General features: G+C 52.0%; 14 protein-coding genes. 2 read left to right on the forward strand and 12 right to left on the reverse strand.

What is annotated here, in order from left to right; all coding sequences use genetic code 11:
- Positions 1-4 precede the first annotated feature (4 nt).
- Positions 5-544: a hypothetical protein gene (locus tag IEY24_RS06245; protein WP_188929705.1), complete on the forward strand. Its 540-nt coding sequence runs from the start codon at positions 5-7 to the stop codon at positions 542-544.
- 62 nt (positions 545-606) lie between these two features.
- On the opposite strand, the gene IEY24_RS06250 is transcribed toward IEY24_RS06245, so the two are convergent.
- The 12 genes from IEY24_RS06250 to IEY24_RS06305 form a co-directional block, all read right to left on the reverse strand.
- On the reverse strand, positions 607-4,830 hold the full coding sequence (locus IEY24_RS06250; RefSeq protein WP_188929711.1) for a M4 family metallopeptidase: 4,224 nt from the start codon (positions 4,828-4,830) through the stop codon (positions 607-609).
- 258 nt (positions 4,831-5,088) lie between these two features.
- Positions 5,089-6,585: a choice-of-anchor I family protein gene (locus IEY24_RS06255; protein ID WP_188929714.1), complete on the reverse strand. Its 1,497-nt coding sequence runs from the start codon at positions 6,583-6,585 to the stop codon at positions 5,089-5,091.
- Positions 6,586-6,758: 173 nt separating this feature from the next.
- Positions 6,759-7,577 carry a ThuA domain-containing protein gene (locus IEY24_RS06260; protein WP_188929715.1) on the reverse strand — a complete coding sequence of 273 codons (819 nt, stop codon included), beginning with the start codon at positions 7,575-7,577 and terminating at the stop codon, positions 6,759-6,761.
- A 127-nt stretch (positions 7,578-7,704) separates the two neighbouring features.
- Entirely contained in the window at positions 7,705-9,138 is a 1,434-nt protein-coding gene (locus IEY24_RS06265; protein WP_188932198.1) for a TolC family protein, read from the reverse strand.
- Positions 9,128-12,334 (reverse strand): efflux RND transporter permease subunit, encoded by a 3,207-nt coding sequence (locus tag IEY24_RS06270; RefSeq protein WP_188929717.1) that lies wholly within the window; start codon positions 12,332-12,334, stop codon positions 9,128-9,130. The genes IEY24_RS06265 and IEY24_RS06270 overlap by 11 nt, the downstream gene beginning before the upstream one ends.
- Before the next feature lie 21 nt (positions 12,335-12,355).
- Positions 12,356-13,441 carry an efflux RND transporter periplasmic adaptor subunit gene (locus IEY24_RS06275; protein ID WP_188929719.1) on the reverse strand — a complete coding sequence of 362 codons (1,086 nt, stop codon included), beginning with the start codon at positions 13,439-13,441 and terminating at the stop codon, positions 12,356-12,358.
- A 151-nt stretch (positions 13,442-13,592) separates the two neighbouring features.
- Positions 13,593-14,015: a hypothetical protein gene (locus IEY24_RS06280; protein WP_188929721.1), complete on the reverse strand. Its 423-nt coding sequence runs from the start codon at positions 14,013-14,015 to the stop codon at positions 13,593-13,595.
- Between the two features lie 384 nt (positions 14,016-14,399).
- Positions 14,400-15,188, reverse strand: coding sequence for a TspO/MBR family protein (locus tag IEY24_RS06285; protein WP_188929723.1), 789 nt, complete (start codon positions 15,186-15,188; stop codon positions 14,400-14,402).
- A gap of 106 nt (positions 15,189-15,294) precedes the next feature.
- The gene (locus IEY24_RS06290; protein WP_229221489.1) at positions 15,295-16,644 is read right to left on the reverse strand and encodes an alkaline phosphatase family protein; all 1,350 of its coding nucleotides are present in this window, start codon (positions 16,642-16,644) and stop codon (positions 15,295-15,297) included.
- Positions 16,645-16,727: 83 nt separating this feature from the next.
- Positions 16,728-19,886: a TonB-dependent receptor gene (locus IEY24_RS06295; protein ID WP_188929725.1), complete on the reverse strand. Its 3,159-nt coding sequence runs from the start codon at positions 19,884-19,886 to the stop codon at positions 16,728-16,730.
- A gap of 425 nt (positions 19,887-20,311) precedes the next feature.
- Positions 20,312-21,406: a sensor histidine kinase gene (locus IEY24_RS06300; RefSeq protein WP_188929727.1), complete on the reverse strand. Its 1,095-nt coding sequence runs from the start codon at positions 21,404-21,406 to the stop codon at positions 20,312-20,314.
- Positions 21,407-21,417: 11 nt separating this feature from the next.
- Positions 21,418-23,541 (reverse strand): xanthine dehydrogenase family protein molybdopterin-binding subunit, encoded by a 2,124-nt coding sequence (locus IEY24_RS06305; protein WP_188929729.1) that lies wholly within the window; start codon positions 23,539-23,541, stop codon positions 21,418-21,420.
- Positions 23,542-23,737: 196 nt separating this feature from the next.
- On the opposite strand from IEY24_RS06305, the gene IEY24_RS06310 reads away from it, so the two are divergent.
- Positions 23,738-24,610: an NmrA family NAD(P)-binding protein gene (locus tag IEY24_RS06310; RefSeq protein ID WP_188929731.1), complete on the forward strand. Its 873-nt coding sequence runs from the start codon at positions 23,738-23,740 to the stop codon at positions 24,608-24,610.

Here is a 24,610-nt window from a genome sequence, read left to right on the forward strand (position 1 = left end):
AAACATGAAAGCCCAATATATCATCCCGATCCTGTTTTTCAGCACATTAGCTGCGCTTTCCGTTTCGTGCTCCGACGACGTTGTGGTTACCAATGAGCAGGAAGTTTATTTTGAAATACATTATACCAACCAGGCCTGGGGAAACCAGTTTAAAGGTTTTTTGATCGACAAACAGGGACAGGTACGAACTTACGACATGCCGGCGAGCTGGAAAGGCAACGATTTGCAGTCGATACTTTCGAAGGAGGATATGGACGCGAATACCTCGCAAACGACGATCTCTTCCATCAAAATAGCTACGGCGGATCTCAATAAATACATCGATGCCTCCCGCAAGATCTCGGGCGATAGCTTCTCGAAACCACTCAATGGCGGCGCAGACCTAGGCCTCACGCGGTTTTACAGTTACACTTACGACGCCGACAAAAAGACCTATTCCCCCGTATTGCTCCGCCAAATCGGCAATGTGATCATCCATAACCAGAACGCGAATGCGAAGGAAGTGGCCGACTGGCTGGCGAAAGTGATGGATGAAGTCTATTAAAATGTCTTAAAACAAAAACGGGCTGCATGTTTTGCAGCCCGTTTTTGTTTGCTTCAATTAAGTCAGGGTTTGAATACCGACAACCGGTAGTTGACCTTGTCGTTCGTGATTAGTACCTGATAAATACCCGCTGGCAGCTTACCCAGGTGGATATTCAGCTTGCCATTCTGAACAGCAGCTTTTTCCCTGACGATCACCTCCTGGCCCGAAGCATTTATAACCCGCGCATTTACCCAGTTACTTTGCAGGTTGGGCAGCTCGATGTTGAGCGCCGATTGCACCGGGTTAGGGTAGAAGCGGATATTGCCGGCCGAAGGCGCATCGATCGGGACAATGCGGCTGTAAGCATATTTACCATCAAAATCCACCTGTTTGAGGCGATAGTAGGTAATGCCTTTGTTGAAATCCATATCCGTGAAGTCGTACCGGTTTTCCGCAGAAGCGTTGCCGACACCTTTCACCCGTCCTGTTTCGACGAAGTTTCTGCCATTGGTACTTTCCTCAATCGCAAAATAGTCGTTGTTGCTTTCCGAGCTGGTAGTCCATTGCAGCACATTGCCTTCGGACGTGTTTTTACCTTCAAAATTCACCAGTGTTACCGGTAATGCAGCTCCCGGAGGAGCATCCGATAGACCAAACCCGGAGAAACCGGTGTTGAAAGTTGCTGTAAATGAAAAGTCGCCGCTGAAAGCCGGCGCAGAAACCACCGCTACAATGGCCGTCGTCCCAGCGTCACCTGTCGTGATGCTGCCCGCGCTTTTACCCATCGAGTGGATGTTGGCAGGGGTAAAGGTGGTTAGTTCGGATCCTTTGTAGTAGAGCGTGATTTCGTATTGCCCGGTCGGGTTGTTGTTGGTAGGTGTTACTTTGAACGTCTTGTTAGTTACCTGATAGTTTCCGAGCCATGGTGTTCCGTTTATACCTGCGCGGTCAAGCTCGACTGTGGTACAGCCATAATCGTGCGAGCTCAGGTTCTTGATTTTCGCCAGGAGGTTACCACTCGTCGGGTCATAGAACACCGCTGTTTCATTTGGGCCAAGATATTCCCTCGCTGCGTTGCCGGTATTGACCGTCGTCAGGATCTGGGTGGAATTTGTGGCCGTCAATTTCACATCGTCGATCGCCCACCATATTTCGGAGCGGGAAGTGTAACGGAACCTGAATTTCATATTGACATTCGCATAAGCATCCGGAATGTTTAAGACTTTAACCACCGATGTGTAGCCTAAAAGACTTCCGATATTGCCGGTTGCTTCATTTTGCGTCAGCAGGGGCTGCCATGCTGTGCCGCTCCACACTTCGACAGTTCCAACTTCCGCATCGCTACCGAGCTGTCTTTCCCAAATCTGCCTGAAACTGAGCACCATGTTTTTCCTTCCGGAAGTGTTGATGGCAGGAGTTTCCAGGATTTCGTCAAGAATGTAAGCATTGTTGATGGCGCTGTTCATAAAGAAGAACGGCGACAGGTCTTCGAAACCTGCGTTGCTGAATTGCGATATTGCCCACGTATGGAACGAGTTGCCCCCATTGATTGGCTTCCAGCCCTGCGTGCCGTTGTTAAAGTTGGAACTCAGCAGTTCGTCGGTGTAATTGCCGGGTGCCAGATCGTCGTCATTAATCGTCAGCTCGAAATTCTGCAGAGTGCTTGCGGCGTATCCATTTCCGCCATTGGCATTCAGTGCATAGCTGAGGTTGATGGTTTCGGGCCCTTCTACATATGCGTCGTTGAAAATGCGGATGGTAACAGTTCTGGTCATTGAACCTGCGTCGAGCGTGACGAATGCCGGAGAAATGATATAATCGGCGGTTGCCCCTTGCTTGGCGGTGCCGGTTGGGGTATTGAATGTAACGGTTACCGGCTGGGTCGGAGCTTTGTCTATCCCGACGGTAACTACTTGATCGATGTATTTAAGACAGCCCGGCGGATTCACAGTAGTTGCTTCTCCTTCGTTCATGGTAGCACCTGCTGCCGCAAAGTGAACCGCGGGAGTAACCGCGCAGGAATATACACGGATGTCATCTACATACCATCCTTCGATACCGCCACAAATATCGGTGCCGAGTTCGAAGCGGAATTGGATGGTGTTGCCGGCGACCAGGCCAATGGCGAGACTACTAAGGTCGATCTGGCTCTGGCCCCACGATCCCGTTACCGATCCCTGGTCTGTTCCCGTGAAGGCAGGCTGGCCCTGCATCGGATTGGTGCTGCCCGCACCCGAGGTGTTCAGTAAATTATTGTAGCCATTGGCTGTAAATGCCGTGGCGGGTACGAGAGTCCACGCACCGCCATTAATCCTGAACTTGATGTTACCACCGTCCCAGGTATCTTCAATGGCGATATAATGGTCAAATGCCATATTCAGATTGCCGGGTGTTCCGGCGGGGATCGTAATGACTGGGCTTTCTATGCGGATAATGCCTGCCTGGGAGGTACCCGAGGTGCAAGCGCCGCCCTGGTAGTTGATCCCGAATGCAGCATGACCGGGACGTCCGCCGGGCGATGCTACCTGCTGCCACTGGCGGCTAAACCAGCCTGCCGACGCTGTTTCCGAAGACACCGTAAACCCGCCGAGGCCTGATTCAAAACCTTCATAAAAGATCGCAAGCCCTGCATTGGCACCTTCGCATAGGGCAGGTGCGGGTTTTAGCGTGGCGGTGAAGCCGCAATTGGTCTCGACACGCAGCTCGACGGCAGCGATTACTTTTACAAGCTCGGCAACATCGCTGGCAGAAATGATTTGGCCGGAAGCACCGGGAGCGGAAACACCTGTCGATAAGCCCAGCAAGTTGACGCCGATCAGGTCGGTTGCGGAAGCTTCCAGGATATCTGCCTGCGCCGCAAAGTCGGTTGTGGCAGTCATGTATGCCGATTGCGCCCGCCAGAAAATGTGGGCGGCTTTGGTGAGTCCGATGCCGGTGATTGTCTGACCGTTGTAAGTGCCTCCGTCAACCAGCAATGCGTAGGCATGGTTGATCACACCGCTGTTGCTATGTACCCCGCCTTGGTCGGAGTTGGCACACCAGTACTGGGGGTCGGTTACTTTACCGGCATCCCCTTTGCAAGTCGGATCCCACATGTCACGGAGTGCCCCGCCGAAAGCGGTGGCTTTCTCGCCCATTTGCCACCGATCTGAACTTGCGCATGCGGTTCGGTTGGCGTTGGACTCGCCGGCATCCATGTAGCCGTCGAGCTGGTCAACGGTTTCGCCCCAGATGTCGGAATAGGCCTCGTTCAGTGCTCCGGGTTGCCATTGGTAAATAAGCCCGCTGGTGTATTCGGTGTAAGCATGCCCCCATTCGTGCGCCACCACGTCGTCGGTGGCCGTTCCGGTACAGTAGTTGGCGGTCGAGCCGTTCCAGTTGGCATTCGGGCAGTTGATACTGGGGTTGTTATTGATCGTGACCATGGCCGCATCCGCGCCATTGAAAGAAGTGTAGCCGAATGCATTTTTGATCAGATTGTAAATAAAGCCCGAGCTTTCCACTTCCGACTGCTGCCATTGATCGAGCGTACCGGGAAAAGCGTCGCCTTCTTGCCACCTTAAATTGGGAACAGTAACGGAAGTTTCGTAAAGCTTTCTGGTGATATTGTGCATACCCGTGAACTGCTCGACGAGCTGGCCATTGTGTGCGTCGATGTAGAGAAATTCGCGTACATCCGCATCATTACGTACTTCCACTTCATACACAAGGAGTTTCGCTCCGTTGTAACCCTGGGCGAGCCCTTTCTGAAAAATGTAGAGCGTGCTTTTATTGACCTTCACAGGAACTGACGACTTACCCAGTTGCTGCGTTGCCACGAGCCGGCTCGCGATGGATTCCGCTTCGTGCTGGGCAAGGGTAGGCACTACGTTGACTTTAATTTCGGAAATAAAGTTGCCGTTAAGAGCGGTGAGAGCCTGGGCGTTGTTATAATGGAACTTCATCAGGCCGTCGTATACCGGCACGCCTTTATACGTTTGCTGCAATGTGATGTTTTGCAAGCCATAATTGTCTGTTTTTTGCTCCCGGAGGCGAAACTCGTCCTCACCGGGGCGAAGTGCAAATAGGGTTTTGTACTGTGAAACGAAGTTAATCGATTTCTGTTGAGCGTCACCACCGTTGATTTGCAGCCCCCTTTGGGCAGGAAAGCGGAGGAAACTTAGCGACCCGGTAGCGGGATCGATCGTAGGCAGCGCGCCGGTGCTGGCGGCAAATGCGTCAATTGCTCCTTTCGTAGGTGTCTGCGAAAGGGCAATGTGAGCATATAACAAAAGCAAGGGAACAATCAGTAAAATGTGTTTCATAGGGTTTGTAGAATATAGGGTGACTGGTATCTAATTTAAGTAAATAATCTGTTGTTCAAAGCGTTTTAAGAAATGATTTTGACTTGTAACCAGTTGGTTATCAAATTTTTATAGAATGCTGTTTTTCGGGTATACGACCATCCTTCAGGCGGCCTGCGCAATCTGTAGACCTGCCGGGTTCAGATATTTTGGGTAAATAAAAACAAAAAGCCGCCCAGGGTTACCCCGGGCGGCTTTTCTCTGCACTGTACTGGTCTGTTACGGCTGAAAGAACTTCACCGTGCCATCTTCCTCGTTGCTGGTTATCAGCAGGCTTCTGCCATTCGGGCTCTTATCTGCCGCAATGAAGAGCACACCTTCCGGCGCATCGCCGGTTTTGACGATTTGCAGAAATTGCGGAGCGCCGGGGTTGGTCAGATCGTAAACACCTATTGCGTCTACTCGTTCCATGGCGATGAATGCAACAGGCTTTCCATTCATCCAGCCTACCGTAACGCCTTCGGCCTCCACGCCTTTATCGTCGGAGCGGCTGTCGTCGTAAGCACCGGCCTTAATCACTTCCTGTTCAAGCGAGTTACCCGATTCGTACACGCGTTTCATATCGGCCGCGTGGAAAATACTGAAACCGCGGCCGCCGAAGCTGTAAAGTTCTTCGAAAGTACCGTCGTTTTCAAAGTCGCCACGTGTGCTGGTTACACGTAGTCGTCCGAGGTTCGAAGTCTTTTTCAACTCGTCGGCATTAGGGAAATAAACCGGGTTTAGTTTGAGCGAGCTCACGCGCTTTTGCTCGTCGAATGCGCTGTATTCGCGGGCATCGCCTTCGTCGGCGGTGATCAAGTACGGGGTACCGTTTACGGTGAAGTATGAGATTGCGTCCGGCAGGTAGAACGATTTGACCGGCCAGTTTTTCAGTTGTACTTTTTTGTCGTCGTCACTGGCGTCCAGCGAATTGAGGATATAGCTGATATCCTTCGTGCCGAGCGGATGGATGTTCAGTACCTTGCCATTGATCAGGTCGATTTCGGCTATGCCGTTATTTTCCTGCAAGGTTACAAATGCCTTTTGGGAGTTGTCGGAAATGGCTACGTACTCAGGCTCGATGTCCTGTGCGAAAGTCGCCTTAGGCCCGAACTTGCGGAAACCTTTTGGTGCCAATGCGCCGTACATTCCGTCAAAAGCGGCGAAATTGAGTGTTTTAACACTATATCCGTTTGTAACGTCGATAATGGACACCGAACCCTCGGGATCGACACTGTAATCGGGATTGGGTTCGCCTTCGTTCGCCGTAACGATGAAACGGCCGTCCGGGCTGAATGTTACCATGTCGGGCAATGCGCCGACGGTGATCTGTTTGATCATCGACAAGGTGCTCGTATTCAGTACGATCACGCTGCCGTTTGCCTGCTTGTTGGTTGCTTCGAGGGCAATAGCCAGCTTTCCGTCAGAAACCGACACGCTATTGGCTACGCCGCCGAGGGCCGAAACGTCGATAGGTTGCTGCTTCGTGACGGTCGGGAATGCCGAGAGGTCGAGCACGTCCACGATAGCGGCTTTTTCATTATTAACCGTAAACAGTCTTTTGGAAGCGGGATCGTAAGCAGAGATTTCGGCCGCAGCTACGTTACCCAGGTCCACGCCCGCTACTTCTTTGAAGGACGAAGGGTCTTCCTGTACCGGATTTTGAGGAGCATGGTCGGTACAACCATTCATGAAGGCTGCCGCAAGCAACAGTGCAAGTAAAGATTTCTTTTGCATTATGATTTGTGAGTAGTTTAAAAACTAAAAATACTCACACGGCAAAATGGCCGGGCGTCACTTTTAGAAGCTTAACGGAATGTTAATGCAGGACACTATTTTGCCTCTAAAATTGCTTGTAATCAGTGGTTTGCTTAATGGTTGGGTAACAATCGCTTGACATTGGCGGAACTTTACAGGCCGGCAGCCCAGGCGATCCCGCCCATGATATGTTTCATGGCCGTAGGATCGCTGTATGTTGTCGCATTGTGCCCGATGGCCGTGTAGAACATTCTTCCTTTCCCAACCGGCCTGGACCACGCAATAGGATGGTCTCCGCGCATCGCTTTGGGCCAGAATGCGGGGTAGGTGCTTTCATCGACCGTCAATAGCACCTGAAAACCAGGTTTTCCGCGTACGCTTTCGTGAAAATTGTACCATTCGTCGTGCTTCGACCACCGGGCGGGCAGGCCGTCGATAGCCGGATGCGCGCCGGGTTCGGTTACGATTTCAGCTTTGGGAATAGGGTAGGGCAGAAAGGTGTGGTTCCGGAAACGTGTACCGAGCAGCGTTCCGTACCATTCCCATTTGTATTCACAATCGGAAGCGGAATGGATGCCCGCATAGCCGCCGCCATTTTCGATGTATTTTTCAAATGCGCGCTGCTGGTCGTCGGTGAGGAAATCGCCGGTGGGGGAAAGGAACACGACGGCTTTGTAGGATTTGAGGCAAATTTCATGAAAATAAGCACCGTTCTCTGTTGCGATTACTTCCCAGCCGCGCTTTCGAGCTTCCTCCCGAATAGCTTTCACACCCGCTTCGATCGACGCATGCCGATAGCCGTTTGTTTTGGAAAAAACCAGTATCGCTTTCGATGTACCCGCTACGCAGTTTGCCGGAATGGCGGTTTCGAAAACTGGCTTTTGCCACGGGAGCCAGCGCATTACATGCATTGCGTAGCCAAACAGGCCTGCGAGGACTAAGACCGCTACGGACAATATTTTTAGTGCCATAACCCGGGAAACAGGTTTCTTATCCAATAAGTTGGTTCAGGTGCCGGAAAACCTTTCCGGCAAAAAATAAAGATTCCCCCGAAAGCCGGGAGAATCTTTACAAAAAACCACATCCTAAGTTAATCTGTCAATTCCAGCCGCCTCCCAATGCCCGGTAAATATTCACCGTGGCATGCATCTGGCGCATCTTGGTTTCGATCAGTTCGAATTTTGACTCCAACGCGTCGCGTTGGGTCAGTAACACTTCCATGTAGTCGGCGCGGGCCGAGGCGAACAACCGGTTCGAAATAGTGGTAGATTGGTTCAGCGCTTCCACTTCCTTCGTTTTCAGATCGAAGCTCTTTTCGAGGTTATTGATATTCGAAAGCTGGTTTACCACTTCGATGTACGCGTTCAAAACCGTACGCTCGTAGTTATAGATCGCCTGGATCTGGCGCGCATTCGCATTGGCATAACCCGCACGGATGGCGTAACGGTTGATCACCGGACCAGCCAGGTCGCCAATCAGCGATCCCATGATCGACTCAGGTACGCGGGCGAGGTAAATCGGGCTGAAAGCCTGTAAGCCAAGGCTGGCCGACAATCCCAGTGACGGATAGAAATTAGCTCTCGCTACGCTCACATCGATTTTTGCAGCTTCCAGATCGAGCTCGGCCTGCTTGATATCCGGGCGGTTGGAAAGCAACTGCGAAGGGATACCGGCCTGCACCAGGTTCGGAACGAGGCTTTCGAAACCCTGGCTCGTACGCTGTACCGGCTGCGGGTAACGTCCGACCAGGAAGTTGATCCGGTTTTCGGTTTCGACGATCTGCTGCTGAATACCATATTGCAGGTTCTGCGTTTTCAGCACCTGTGCTTCAAAGCGGCGAACGGCCAGCTCGGTAACACGGGTCGCTTCTTTTTCCATTCTTACGATCTTCAATGCATTGGTCTGGATGTCGATATTCTGGCGGATAATGGCCAGCTGCGTGTCCAGTGCGAGCAGTTCGTAATAGGAGTTAGCGATTTCGGCCGCCAGGTTAGTCATCATGAAGTTTTTGCCTTCGATGGACGACAAATACCGCGTTGCCGCTGCTTTTTTCGCGTTGCGCAGCTTGTGCCAGATATCGACCTCCCAGCGTGCCACCGCCTGGATATTCACATCCGGAAGCGGGTCGGGGGTTTCCCTGCCGGGTTTGATGTCGGTAGTAGCTTCGCTGGCACCGATGTTGGTGTAGCGTGCCGCTTTTTCGACGCCCGCACCGCCGCGCAGGCCTACAAATGGCAGGTATTCCCCCTTGCGGGCCTGGATCTCGTTTTGCGAGATGGCAATTTCCTGCATCGTAATGTTCAACTCCTGGTTGTTTTTGAATGCGGTATCGATGAGCGCATTCAGGTTAGGGTCCGTGAAAAACGTTTTCCAGCTGACCTTACCGGTGTTGGTGGAATCCTGTGAGCCGTTGAAGCTCACAGGTACCACTTTATTTTCTGTTCTCTGGGTCAGCACCGGGATGTTACAGGCCGAGTAGGTCAGCCCGATAAACGCGATGCCGGCCCAGTTCAATATTCTCTTATTTCGCATGTTCGTCGTTATCTTCTGAATGTGGGAATGCGTCAATGGCGTGTACGAATCCTTCGGACAGCGGGCTGTCGTCTTCATTCTTGATCAACTGTCGGCCATCTGCTATTTTGGCAAATATGTAATACAATCCCGGGATGATGATGACCCCGAAAATGGTACCGAACAACATCCCGCCCAGTGCCGAGGCACCGATGGTACGGTTACCGATCGCACCTGCGCCGGTGGCGATGATCAGGGGGATCAGACCCGCCACGAACGCAAATGAGGTCATCAGGATCGGACGGAAACGAACCCTGGCACCTTCAATGGCTGCGTCAAGGATCGTGGCACCTTCCTGCCGTTTCTGGACGGCGAATTCGACGATCAATACGGCGTTTTTACCCAACAACCCCACGAGCATGATCAGACCGATCTGTGCGTAGATGTTGTTTTCCAGGCCCATCAGGTTCAGTACAAGGAATGAACCGAATACCCCCACAGGCAGGGAAGTAACCACCGCCAATGGAATGATGAAGCTTTCGTACTGCGCCGCAAGTACCAGGTACACGAACGCCAACACGATCATGAACACGATCAGCGATTCGTTACCGCGGATCGATTCGTCATAGGAAAGCCCCTCGAATGCGATATCGTAGCCTTTTGGCAGTGTTTTGGCAGCCACTTCGCGGATCGCCGCAATGGCCTCGGCTGTGGTGTAGCCTTTGGCAGGAAGTCCCTGGATCGCCGCGGAGTTATACAAGTTGAAACGCGTGATCTCGTTAGGTCCCTGGCCTTTTTTGAGCTTCATGAACGACGAGTAAGGCACCATTTCGCCAGCATCGTTTTTCACAAACAGCTTCAAAAGGTCGGTAGGAAGCCTTCTGAATTGAGGATCGGATTGTACGTATACTTTGAAGAACTGGTTGAACTTGATGAAGCCCTGTTCGTAAGTACTACCGATCATAATGTTGAGGTTATCCATCGCTTTTCCGATCGAAACGCCTTTCTGCATTGCCAGCTTGTTGTCAATTTCCAGCTCGTATTGCGGGTAGTTCGCAGCGAAGAAGGTGAACAAACCGGTCAGCTCTTTACGTTTACCAAGGTCTTCCATGAACGCCTTGTTGATCCTGTCGAACTCGTGGTAGTCGGTGTCGGTGTTTTTGTCAAGCAGACGCATTGAGAAACCGCCGGAGGTACCAAAGCCGGGGATTGCCGGTGGTTCGAAGAATTCCACTGTCGCTCCGAGTCCTTTCGAAGCATGTTCAAGCTCCTCCATGATCTCCTTCACATTATGCTTACGCTCGTGCCACGATTTAAGGTTGATCAAACAGGTACCCGCATTGGAACCGCGACCTTCCGTCATGATCTCATAACCTGCCAGAGACGACACCGATTCGATTCCCTCGACTTCCTCGCAAATCTTTTGCAGACGGCGTGAGACTTCATTGGTTTTTTCCAAAGTAGAGCCCGGAGGGGTCTGGATGATCGCGTAAATGGTACTCTGGTCTTCGTTGGGGATAAAACCGGCCGGTACCACTGAGTTTTCATACCAGATACCCGCGCAGAATAAGCCCAGAATAACGAATGTGACTACGCGGCGATTCACGATCAGCCGCAGCAGGTGGACATACCACCCGGTCATCTTATCGAATCCGCGGTTGAAGCTGTCCAGCGCACGGGTAAGCGGGTTTTTCTTGCGCTCGTGGCCGTGGTGGTTTTTGAGCATGATCGCACACAATACCGGCGTGAGCGTCAAGGCGATAAGTGCCGAGATGACGATAGAACTCGCCATGGTAATCGAGAACTGGCGGTAGAAGGTACCCACAGGACCCGACATGAATGAGATAGGCAGGAACACCGATACCATGACCGCGGTGATCGCGATAATTGCACCTGAAATCTCTCCAAGAACTTTTCTAACAGCGTTAAATGGTGATAAATGCGGCTCTTCTTCCATCTTGGCATGGACCGCTTCTACCACCACAATCGCATCATCGACCACAATACCGATCGCCAATACAAGCGCAAAAAGGGTGATGAGGTTAATCGAAAGACCAAATGCCTGGATCACAAAGAATGCACCCACCAAGGATACCGGTACCGCGAGGATAGGGATCAACGTCGAACGCCAGTCGCCAAGGAAGATGAACACCACAATGGCCACGAGGATAAATGCGTCGCGCAACGTGTGGATTACCTGCTCGATGGAAGCGTCGAGGAACGTCGATACGTCATAGCTGATCTTGTAATCCATGCCGGGAGGAAAGGAGGCCTTCATGACGTCCAGTTTCTGCTTTACCTCTCTAATTACATCACTCGCATTACTGCCATAGTTCTGGCGCAATACGATCGCTGCGGAGGCCTTCCCGTCGAGGTTGGAGTAAATATCGAAGAACTCGCTACCCAGCTCCACTGTTGCAATATCCTTCAAATGGATGCTTTCGCCCTGGGCGTTGGCACGGATAATAATATCTTCGTACTCCTTCGGCTCGCTGTAACGGCCTTTGTAGGTCAGTACATATTCCAAAGACTGCGCTTCGATACCCGAGCTTTGTCCGATCCGGCCGGGACGACCGATGATACTCTGCTCGCCGAGCGCCTTCATGACTTCTTCTACTGAAATGCTGTACGCACGCATACGGTCGGGGTTGAGCCACACACGCATCGCGTAACGGCGGCTACCGAGGATTTGCGCCCGCGCTACCCCTTTGGTCCGCTGAATTTCAGGGATCATTTTAACGGTTGCGTAGTTGAAGAGGAATTTCTCGTCAATGCTCTTTGTCTTGGAGTAGAGGTTGACATACATCAACATACTCGGCTGGATTGGGGTGATAATAACCCCTTCGCGCTGAACGAGTTCAGGAAGGAGCGGCATTACCTGGTCAACCCTGGTTTTTACCCTGATAACCGCGTCGTTCGGGTCGGTGCCAGGTTCGAAGATAATCCTCAGCGTCGCTTCACCGGCGCTGGTGGCATCGGTAGCAATGTAACGCATATCCTGAACACCGTTAATGGCCTGTTCCAGCGTAATGAGCGTGGATTTCACCAACACGTCGGCACTTGATCCCGGGTAGGCGATGAAAATGTTAACAGTGGTAGGTGCAATGTCCGGGAACTGCGAAATGGGCAGTTTCTTGATAGCCAGTATACCTACGAAGACTATCATGACCGATATCACTATCGCGAATACGGGTCGTCGTATGAATTGATTAAACATATCTTTTGCTTTCGGACCTGATTATTCCGCGTACAGGCTTAGGTGAGAAATAACCGAGTCGGGCTTTTGGAATTTGTAGCTGATCTTCTGGTTTTCGCGTACCTGACGCAAGCCTTCCAGCAATATTTTGTCGTCCTTTTGAAGCCCGTGAGAAACCGCGAAGACGTGCGGCAGCTCGGCCGCGATGGTGATCTCGCGCGACTGGACCTTGCCGTCCTTGTCGATCACGTAGCAGTATTTCTTTTCCAAAACCTCGAAGGTCGCTTTTTGCGGGATCAGCAGGGCGTTTTTGAGCGGCACGCTGATCTGAACGTTGCCTGTTTCGCCGTGGCGGAGCAAGCCTTTAGGGTTCGGGAACGTAGCCCTGAATGCGATGTTACCTGTTTCGTTATTGAAATCGGCCTCGATGGTTTTCACCGCTCCGGTATAGTCGAAGAGCTTTTCGTTGGCCATTTTAAGTTTCACTTTCAGGAGGTTACCTCCGTCTTCGCCGGATTTATAATCCAGGTATTCAGCTTCGGGAACGTTGAAGTAAACCCACATTTCACTGTTGTCGGAAAGGGTGGTGAGCAGGTCGCCTTCATCCACCAGACTTCCGAGCCGCACCTGGAAATGGTCCATGATGCCGCTGAACGGCGCGCGGATCTCGGTAAATCCGAGGTGCGTGGTAGCAAGTCCCAGTTCCGCTTTGGCTTTATCCAGTTTTGCTTTGGCTAATGCCAGCTCGTTTTTGGAAACTACATTGCTGTCGGCCAAGGCTTTGGTGTTCTTAAATTCGATTTCGGCGAAGTTGGCTTCTGCCTGCGCCTTTTGTTGTTCAGCCTGGTATACCATTGGCATGATCTGGAACATCAGCTGACCTTTTTTCACCGTCTGGCCTTCATCCACATATATTTTCTGTAAATAACCTCTTTCCAATGCACGCAGCTCAATATGGCTGATCGCCCGGATCTGGCTTACGTACTCTTTTGTGATGGTGGTGTCTTTTTGTAAGGGGCTTGTTACTAAATAGTTAACCTCTTTTTCTTTTTCTTCTTCGTGTTTCGATGTACAGCCTGTCTGATACAACAACGCACCCAAGCTCACGAGCATGAGAATTCTTTTCATGATGATTTTTGGAGTTAGCAAAATGGAATTTTTGATAGTTTCTGTTCGTATGGGTGTGCCTGACGGCACGGTGGGCAGTCGTAAGCAGCCGGGGATTGGCACCACGACGACCGGATTGGCAGGCCGTAGAATAACCTGCCGCTGAGCGGGATCAAATTCTGAGTACGCGAAGCCTCAGATATTGGCGAGAGGAATAAAACGAGCTACTCCGCGGTAAGGGCCGGGTTTTTGAAATGTAGCAAAAGGGAAAGAACTGACGCGAAGCAAATGTAGCAGCGGGCATACCGCCTGCGCGGGGTGATTTTTTAACCGAGAACCACTCGGTGGAATCTTCTTCTTTTTCTTCCGAAATAGTCCTGATGAACTCTGAAAACTTCCGGGCGGCATCGGGGAGCCGGAATGCAGGCTCGTTATCATCGAATGCCTGTACAAAATTCGGATGCTCCGATTGCGTAAGAATCTGAATGGGAGAATTACATGACTGACGCTCCTGTGAACCCGCATACATATTGCTGTATCCGTCCACCAGGAGAATGCACAGGGGCAGGAGATATTTCAGCAATTCTTTGATCATCTTAACGGGTACCTATTGAGTCTTTTGTATATTTTGAAGCCGCGCGGGGGCGACCTTAATTGGTCTCAATGTTTCAAGTCTTTGAAAATGAGCATGCGTTTAGGCGCTGTTCTTGATGTGCGCGATTTGTAAATTGTTCTTTTCGTAGGTGTGTGCTTCTTATACGCATACAAAAACCGCAATTCATCCTTAACACCATGTTAAAAGGATGTTAAAAAGGGATTAAAATCGTCGAACGGCCACTGCGACTAATCCTGCGGTGCCGTGAGGGGAAAGTTTTGGATAAAATATTCTTTTAATTATTACATTGTGGGTTGAATTTGGGGAGGATCGTGCAAAGCTCTTGCTTTGCACATAGTAGACACGAAGGAGACCTTCGCACCATTATGCTCTTTTAGATTCTTCGAGATAATGCTGTCCGCGATTCTGATGGGCGTGAATGCCGCTGCTGATCAGGATGACGGCTGAAACAATTAGCGCCGCATCGACAACCGCGGGCGCCGTCTCCCAGTTGGCGACGGCTACTGCCACCAGCGCCCACACACCTACCATGGACGACTCACGCAGGTTTCGTTTCCAGGTCAGGACGAGGTATACTGCCCCTGCGACGCAGATCATGATTACCGTCCAGGCAACCGGCGAAAGCCCGAAGCCATCCCAGCCGATTTTAGTGAGCCATGCCGCTACGTTGGCAATGAGCGCGACGGAGATCCACCCGAAGTAAATGGCAAACGGCCACCAGGTCAGCGCGATCTTTTTGATCGGGATGAGGTCAAGCTCCATGCGTGTACGTACGATGATGCGCCAGAGCGAAGTAAGCAGGACAATCATGACAAGCACCGAAAGTCCAGTAAAATCATACAGCCAGGCGAGTACCCAAGCCGAATTCGCGGCGCAGGAGATTACAAATAACCAGCCAACTTTCTCCACCACTGCCGGAACTTCGCGCTTACCGGAAATGCCACGTGACTGGTAAACCACAAACACGGCCAGTAACAGGTAGATCAGCCCCCAGATTGAGAATGCGTAGCCGGATGGCGTGAAGAGATTCTGGTACCGGGCAGACACGCTGGCCATGGTACTGTTATTGAAAATGCCGGTATTGGATAAATAATTGACCACCACAGTGACGGTCACTGCGATGATATTGGCTATTTGTAAGGTTCTTTTCATAAAAGTCACCGTCAACAAAAATTATGCCTCGAGCAAACAAAAAAGGACGCCGCATAGCCGCGACGCCCTTTCCGATTGATTCTTATCTATCTTACAAACCTAAATGCTATTCTTTGACGAGCATGCCCGGATAAACGGAGCCATCCGCTGAGGGGAAATCGATATTGAGCAACTTCGCGATTAGCGGGGCGATGTCCTGCAAACCCATTTCGGGAATTACCGCGCCTTTTTTGATACCACGGCCAAAGGCCACAAAGCCTGTCTGGATCTCCTTGAAATCAGGGAAAAAGCCATGCGTACCGCCGCTTGCCGCGCGTACGAAATCGCCGGTTGCCGCATTACCGATCGTGAATCCCTGCTTGGGAGCGAGGGCCAGCGCCGCATTCGGGTCGGAGCCGACGGCATCCAGCGCTGCACGGTCTTTAATCTCAAACATTGCTCTTTGAGCGACGGGCAGTTTGGACAGCGCCGATTTCACCTTTTCGAGCGTTTGCGTATCGTTTTTATCTTTCAAATGCAGAAAGGAGGAGCCGCCCGAAGCGTGGAAATAGGCTTTCCATGCCGAGGGATTTTTAGGATCGTACAAGCCCGCCTGTGCGAGGAGCACATTGGGCGAAAGCGACGAATGAATATCCACAAACCCGTGGTCGCCGGTGACGATCACCGTGGTTTTGTCTTTGATCCCCGCCTTATCGATGGCTTCCAGAATGGCCTTTATGCCCCGGTCGACGCTCGTTAATGCGGCGCGGACCTTATCGCCGTCGCGCCCCTGCTCATGCTCGAAATGGTCTACTGCCACCAGGTGAACAGCCAGGAACGAAGGCTTGTACTTGCGGATAATGTAGGCGCTCGTGCGTGAGAGGTTATCGTCGATGCTCAGGTATTCGCCGTCGAAATCGATCTCTTCCAGCTTGCCTGTGGCATTTTGCTGGATTTCCTCGTAAAAACCTTTCGGATTGGAATTTTCGCTCAGCGCTTTGGTCATATTGCGCTTGCCGCCCTTCGTTTCGGGCAAATACCAGTATTCCGGGATATTGTAATTGGCAGGACCGCCTAACGACACCGGCCAGAAAACCGACGCGGTTGCCAGCCCTTTTTCTTTCGCGGCGCTGAAAATCGTGGGTACCTTAATGGTCTTGTAATCCCAGATCCATTTGCCGGTCACTTCCAGCGGTTCAGCGGGGGTATTGTAATAGACACCATGTTTGATCGGCTTTACGCCGGTGATCATAGTGGTGTGAGAAGGGTAGGTTACGGTCGGGAAAACGCCGTTCACGCCGTCGGCATAAGCGCCGGTTTCCATCCCCTGCCGCAGGTTCACCATCGACCACGTGGGGTCTTTGTAAAACTCGGGTCTCAGCCCGTCGATACTGATCAGGATCACGTGCGAATCCTGTGCACGAAGACCTTTGAGTGTAAATGTGGAAAGGGTTAAGAGCAGGATTAGTTTTTTCATAGGAAGTACCCTGTTAGTTATTTTCCCGGCTTCCCGTGCCGTTGCATGCGCGGGGAGCCGGTTTTTGTATTAATTCAAAAAAATCAGAATGAGTAGCGCAGACCGACCTGGATCTGGAAGGGGCTACCCGTCAGGCTCGATACCCCCGCGCCTTTGTTAACGTTGTAGACAAACTCGTTCTTGATCTTGTCGAAGCTCTTGATCGTGTACAAGGTTTGTTTACCCAGGTTGGTCCCCACACCCCAGTCTTTGTTGAGCATGTTGGCGAAGTTGAATATGTCAATGGAGGCCTCAATGCGGTGCGATTTGTGGATTTTGAAGCTTTTACCCAGACGTACATCGAATACGCCATAGAAACCATTGACGCCGCCGTTACGCTCAGCCATTTTCCCCGTGTTTTCGCGGATGAATGTTTTAATGCTCTCTTCCGCGTCGGGATTATCCATAATGGCTTTGATGCCTGTACGGATATACTCGGGCGTTGCGGCGCTGTTGGCGTCATACACGTAAGGAAGGTCGTTCGAAGACACGAAGTCACCGTTCATGTTACCGCTCACGGCCAGCGAGTAGCGCGTACCGCCGATGCCGGAGTAGCGAATGCCGAGCGAGATCCCCCAGAAGCTAGGGGCCGTACCGTACACAATCAGCTTATTTCGGAACTGATTGTTGGCATAACTCATGCGGCTCAAATCGCGCGGGTCGTCGATCACCATCTGATCGAGTGTAGCGGTGTTGGCCACGTTGCCATTGTAGGAAGTGTTATCCTTGGCGTCGTTCCAGGTGTAGGAAGCGGTTATCTGTCCATCGCGGAAGTACTTGAACGTTCCGTCGATCACCAGTGCATACTGGTTCTTCTTGCCGTCGCTCACAAGTTCCAGTACGCGGCCCACCTGTTTGGTTCTGCGGCTGTTGAGCCAGTTCGTGGCACCATTGGAAGTGTTGATGGTCGAAGCCGGTACATACACACCGCGGTTGGCTTCGGCACCGATGCGGAAGAATGGCTCATCCACCATGTTGCGGTCGATGTACATATAGTTGTTGCGTGCCCACGATGCATAACCGCTGATGCCGATCCGGAGACGGTCGCTGAAAAAGTGGTTGTACGAGAAATTGGTTTTGTACAAAACAGGCACTTTGGCGTCGGGGCTGTTGGTGTTGATCGTGATCAGACGCTCGATGCCGGGGACATTGAAAAGCTCGGCACCCGGAGCTTTGCTGGGGTCCTGACGGTACAATGGAAAATTAGGTGATGGAACGAGATCGCCCTGGATTTCAACGGAAGCCACTTTGGAACCATCGAAGAGCATATTGTTCACCATCGAATAAGGGTTCAGTGCAGATCCGAAAACACCGGCGCCAAAACGGATGACATCTTTGCTCTGCTCGTTCACATCCCAGGTAAACTGAACGCGCGGCTGTAATTGAAGCGTGTTAATGCGGTTATTGGTTTTGATACCCAGCTCATCAAATACCACCTGGCTGAAATTCGCGCGGTTGAGGTATACGGTATTGTCCAGTCGCAAGCCGGCGGTCATATCCAGGCCGACGCCCAATTTGGTGTCCATTTGCGCATACAAACCGGTGCTCAGCGACTTCACTTTATTGCTCTGGTCTTCATTCAGGTAAATTTCGCGGGCGTAGCGGTAAGGTTTCAGGTTATTGAAATTATCCATTCCCGTGAAATAAAAGCGGCCGTTCATTTCGCTGCCGTAGCGTGAGTGCATCAGGTTGTACATCACATCGATACCGAATGTGAAGTTAATCTTTCCGGTATTGTAGTACAGGTTATCCACCGCCTGCAACACCGTCCCTTTGAACCATTCGGGAGAAAAACGCTGGCCGCCAATCTGGATCGAATTCAGATAAGTAGCATTTCCCGCCACGGATTCAACGTTTTCGACGATCGCACGCGGGATGCTCGCAGCAGGAAGCTCGGAGCTGGGGAGTACCTGGACATCTTCATAGAAATGCTGCACTTTCAATTCATTCGTCACGCGGGGGCTCAAAGTGGTGCGGAGCGAGGCCATCAGGCTGTTGTCGAACTTCTTACGGTCGATGTACGACTCGTAGAAGTTAATACCCGAGTTATCACCTTCCGAAAGGTTATCCTTCTCGATCACCATATTGTTGCGGATCGTGAGCAGGTTCTTGGAGTTGAGCTGCCAGTCGATACGGGCAAAAAGCGCGTCGGTACCTTTCGCTTTGTCGAACGCACCGAACTGCTGGTTGCTGGAAACCCCGTATTTGTCGCGTGCAATGCCCACAAAGCGTTCTAGCGTCGCATTGGTAACCTTGTTGGCTGCCTCATCGGCGGGACTGAGGATGTTCGCAATGTAAAGCGGGCGCGAATCGGCCTGGTGGTCCCATGCCACAAAAAAGTGCGCTTTGTCTTTGACGATCGGTCCGCCGAGTGAAAATCCGTACTGGTAGGTCGAAAACTCCTGCGTTCTTTTATTTCCGCGAAGGTCGTATTTGCTGGAAAGCCCGTCGTTACGGACAAACGTGAAAGCGCTGCCGGATAGCTTGTTGGTGCCGGATTTGGTCACGGTGCTGATCGTACCACCGCCTGCACGGCCCATGGTCACGTCGTATTCGTTGGTAACGACTTTGAACTCCCGAATCGCTTCCATCGAGATCGAGTAGGCGCCCGAGGTACCGCCGCCTGCGATGGTGCCGCGTGAGGTCATGCCGTCGATCGTGTAGTTGGTCGAGGAGGCCAGCTGACCGCCGAGGCTGCTTCCGTTGCTTAATGGGGAAAGGTCGATCAGCGAGGTGAAGTTTCGGCCGTTTACCGGCAGGCGGGCAATGTCGCGGGCTGTAATGGGAGTAGAGGCACCTAGCGTCACCACCGTGTTTTTCAACGAATTCGCTACAATGTCAATGGCTTTCAGCTCGTTGGCAGCGGCTTCCAGCGTGAAATTGAGGCGCAGCTGATCGCCCTGGTTCAATGCATAACCGGTCTTTTTCTGCTCACCGTAGCTGATAAACGACACCGTGATGGAGTAGGGTGAGCCCAGGGGTAACTGCTTGATAATGTAGTCGCCATTAGCGTCCGTGACCGTACCCGTACTGAAACCGGTAGATTCATTCTTGACAAACACCGTCGCGCCGACGACCGGTCCGGCCTGTCCTTCGCTCACTTTCCCGACAATGGACGCTTCATTCCCCTGAGCCCGCGTTTCGGGTCCCCAAAGCAGGAGGAATGCGCATAGTCCGAGACATGCAGTAATTAATTTCATCATTTTTCTGTTCGTTTGGTTACTTCCTACTGTTTTACAAATGCTTTTCAGGTGCTCTTTCCGGCACAATGCCCGGAGAAACAGGATCGGTATTTTGTGGATTTGCGGTGCGGTTTTCCCTGCAATACAGAGGCGGGCCATTCTGGCTGGCACGTTGGAAAAGGGCATGTACCATCATGCCGGTGCCGGACGGGCATCAGGGACAATGTCAGCTCAGAACGGTCGTCAGGCATATGCCGCCTGATCGTAGAGAAGGAAAGGTTGACTGCTAAATCCGGCACAAATGTAGGCGGGCAATGTTACCGGTCGGTTAAGGGCAGGTTACCCTTGGGTTAAGTCTGTGAAAGAAGTTGAAAGGATTTTAAATAAATAGAAATTTAAATAAAGAGATTTCTATTAAAAAGAAGCCATTACGGTGGGGATCTGTGTTAGAAGGCGAGGTGGGCCGGGCTTGGCGCAGGATGTGTATCGAGTTCGAGGGAAAGTTTTACTTCAAATATCCCGTCAGTATCACGGATAGCCAGATTGTGCGTGCCCGGATAGAGCAGCGCGAGTCGGCGGCGCACGTTTTGCAGGCCTATTCCACCATAATGAAGTGCCTGGCGCGTTGCGAGCGGAGAAGTGCTGTTGGAAACTTCAAATAGAAGGGTATGATGTTGCGCACGCAGCCGGATTTCGATCCAGTTTTCGTGGTTGCTATCCTTTGAAACGTGTTTGAAAGCATTTTCAACAAAAGTCATCAAAATGAATGGTGCAATGCCCGCGTCCGCAGTCAGGCCCTTAGAAATATCGGTGGTAACGCCGACGCTGCGGTTCTGGCGCAGCTTTTCCAGCGCTATAAAGTTGCGTAGATAGGTAATTTCCTTATCGAGCGGCACCAGCTCGTCGTTGCATTCATACAAATGATGCCGTAGCAGCTCCGAAAATTTTGCCAGCGACGAAGACGCCGCGTCGGGGTTTTTGTGTATGAGAAAAAAGATGGAATTGATGCTATTGAACAGGAAATGCGGATTGAACTGATATTTCAAAAACCGGAGTTCGGTTTCCAGTTTCTCCTTTTCCAATAGTTGTTTCCGCCGCTCGGTACTAACCCAGTTTTTGGTGAGTTTAATGCTCATCGCCAGCGTGGTACTCGCCAGTGTAGAAGGCATAGCCTCGCCGAAAAAGTAGAAGAAGCAGTTGCTGCCTTTGCCAAAAAGCGTCTCCACCGATTGGTGCGCCAGTAATGCGCTTGCATAATACCCCGAAACGATCACCAGCGCCGTGGCAAGCAAAGTGATGCTCAAATAGCCGATATAGGATTTGAACCGCCCCTTTTCAAGGTATTTAGGGATCAGATAATATAAATTGAAATAGACCGCCACCGCTTGCAGCACGACATAAAACACGAATTTGACCGCATACGGTGAAAACAGGATGCTGTGCGCAGCCTTCCAGGGATTACCCATCGCCACAACCCACCACAGATAATGGTAAGCCAGCCAGAACGGAATATGGTAAAGTTTGGAGACAGCCTTTTGCATACCCGAATTTATCAAATATTGGAAAGCAAAGGTAAATTTCTGACGCGTCGACCGGTAGCGGCGAAGAATGCATTTGCTAATGCCGGTGCGATAGGTGCTACGCCGGGTTCTCCTGCGCCGCCCATCTTGCCGTCGTCTTCAATGATATGTACTTCAATGGCGGGGGCATCTTCCATCCTTGCCATGCGGTAATCGTGGAAATTGCTTTGCCGGATCGCTCCATTATCGATTGTGATTTCGCCGTATAATGCAGCGGTAAGACCGTAAATGATTCCGCTTTCCATTTGCGCCCTGACGCCGTCGGGGTTCACCGCAAGCCCGCAGGCGATGGCGCACACCACGCGATGGACTTTAAGGTCCTGATTCAGGTACGATATTTCGGCTACCTGCGCCACCACGCTGCCCATAGCGGCATGAACAGCCACTCCCCGGAAGTGTCCTATGGGTAATTGTTTGCCCCAGCCTGCTTTCTCCGCAGCGGTTGTCAATGCCAAAAGATGTCGGGGATGGTTGGCAAGCAATTTTTTGCGGTATTCCACAGGATCGGCCGCCGCTAGAAAAGCCAGCTCGTCGATCACCGTCTCCATCACAAATGCCGTGTGCGTATTACCCACCGAGCGCCAGGCCAGCACCGGGATATTATTGGCGGTCGTGTGCAGCACAACGGAATGATCGGCGCAATGGGCAATATAAGGTGAGCCGTTCACGCCATCGAGCGAGCTGTAATCGAGCCCGTTGGGCGCTATGTCTTTTTCCAGAACAGTATTCACAAAAAGCGACTGCCCGATCACATCGTGCAGCCATGCCATCGGCAGGTTGTCGGTATCCGTCCCTACTCTGACCCGGTGCAGGTATGCAGGCCGGTAGTAGCCCCCGCGGATATCGTCTTCTCGTGTCCAAACCAGCTTCACCGCCTCACCGGTGGCCTGAGCGATATGCACCGCCTCCATGACCCAATCGTTCCCGAATGAGCCGCGCCGCCCGAAACTCCCGCCCATTGCCGGCGTGTAAAGCGTAACCTGATCGTCGCGGAAACCCAGATATCGGGCGACTTCCTGGCGGTGGAGGGAAGCCGATTGCGTCGCCGTCCATATTTCACACTTTCCGGCCGATAGTTTTACCGTGCAATTCAGCGTTTCCATCGGCGAATGCGCCAGGTAAGGGAAACGAAATTCTTGCTCATAGACAGCCTTTGCATTATGCCATGCATTTTCAACTGCCCCTTTGGATTGCCCGACAATGCCCGGTTTACCCGCTAATCCACGGTATTGCGTGATGAGTTGCCCGGTGTCAGGGTTAGTGCGTCCCTCGGTATCCCATTCGACATGCAATGCTTTTCGCCCCTGCAATGCGCTCCAGAAATGATCGGCCACCACGGCTACTCCCTCGGGTACCTGCACCACTTTCCGCACGCCCGCTACGCGCAATGCCCCCGATGCGTCGAACGACCTGACCTTGCCGCTAAACACTGGGCAACGTTCGAGAACAGCGGTCAGCAACCCCGGGAACCGGATGTCGATGCCGTAGCAGATTTTTCCATTCACTTTGTCGGGAACGTCGAGCTTTGGTGGCGGGTTGCCGATCAGCTTCCATTCACTTCGTTCGCGCAACTTTACGTTCGGAATGGGGAGTAGGGCGGCATCGGCAGCCAGGGAACCGTAGCTCAGTTTCGTTGTCCCGGCCTGCACGAAACCTCCGGCGGTGGTGCATTGCTCCGGGGTGATCCTCAGACGTTCCGCTGCGGCCTGTACTAGCATTGCACGCGCGATGGCACCCGTGGTGCGGTAGCGATCGAACTCGGACTTGATGGTGTCGGAGCCACCGGTAGAGAGTACCCACATGCTTTCCTCCATGTGTTCGCCTTCGATAACCCGGTGCTCCACGCGGATGCTCGTCCAGTCGCAATCCAGCTCTTCGGCGATCAGCATGGCAAGTGTCGTCCATACACCCTGCCCCATTTCGACTTTGTTGAGGATGATTCGGATGGTGTCGTCGGGGTCGATCCGCAACAATGCATTGGGCGAAAAGCCCTGCGCAGCCAATGCGGTCGCGGCCGATTTACCGGGAATGAAAAATGAAAGCAACAGGCCGCCGGTTGCCAGCGTGGCTGTTTGCATAAAATCGCGGCGGTCCATAAAATGAGTGTACCAAAGTTCTGTAACAAAGGAACAGCATGGAATGGCCGCGGGAAAATCGTTTTGATGACAGGCCGGCGAAAAAGGATCAAATGCAGTTGGTATGAAAACTTTGGAAGAGAATAGCATGCGGCTGGTTTGATTTTTGATGTAACCGCAATTTTCTAATTCATCACAAACACTAAAATTATCGATCATGGCACATATTATTTTGGGCGCGTCGGGCCGGGTAGGTTCGGCGGCCGTGGACAGGCTTCTGGAACGCGGGGCGGCGGTGAAGGGAATTGTAAGACATGAGGAAAAAGCTCAGGCACTGAAATCGCGCGGCGCGGACGCAGCTGTTGCGGATGCCCTCAATCTACCTGCGTTGAAAGCGGCTTTGCGTGACGGAGAAACGCTTTTTGCATTGACACCCGAAACCGGCCGCGAAGAAAACGTGCTCGGTGAGACCAACGACGTTCTGACCAACTACCACGCCGCATTGGCTTCCAGTGGTGTTAGAAAGGTCGTCGGGCTATCGTCGATGGGCGCGCAGCACCGGGAGGGCACAGGTAATCTGGTCATGTCGTACATGCTGGAACACGCGTTAGACGGCCTTGTCCTCACGCGGATATTTATCCGGCCGGCCTACTATTTTAGCAATTGGCTCGGCTACCTCGAATCGGCCGAGGAAAGCGGTGTGCTGCCGACATTCTTTCCCGTCGACTTCAAAATTCCGATGTTATCTCCTGACGACGTAGGCCACTTTGCCGCTGAGATCATGCTTAACGATGACCGCGACATGACTATTTATGAATTAAGCGGTCCTGCGTCTCTCAGCTCAGCCGATGTCGCGAAAGGGTTTAGCGAAGTTTTGGGTAAGGAAATTAAGGCTCAGCAAATTCCGCGTGGCCAATGGGAGGAAACGCTGCGATCGATCGGCTTTTCACCTGACGGCATCCGCAACTTCATAGAGATGACCGAAGCCGTCATTACGGGCAGATCTCAGGCAGAGGGGAACGGGACAATCAGCGCACAAGTAGATACCACTTTGCTGGAATACCTGGAAAAAGTGGTAAAACGGGTTTGA

This window comes from Dyadobacter endophyticus (genome assembly GCF_014641595.1).
Classification (GTDB): domain Bacteria; phylum Bacteroidota; class Bacteroidia; order Cytophagales; family Spirosomataceae; genus Dyadobacter; species Dyadobacter endophyticus.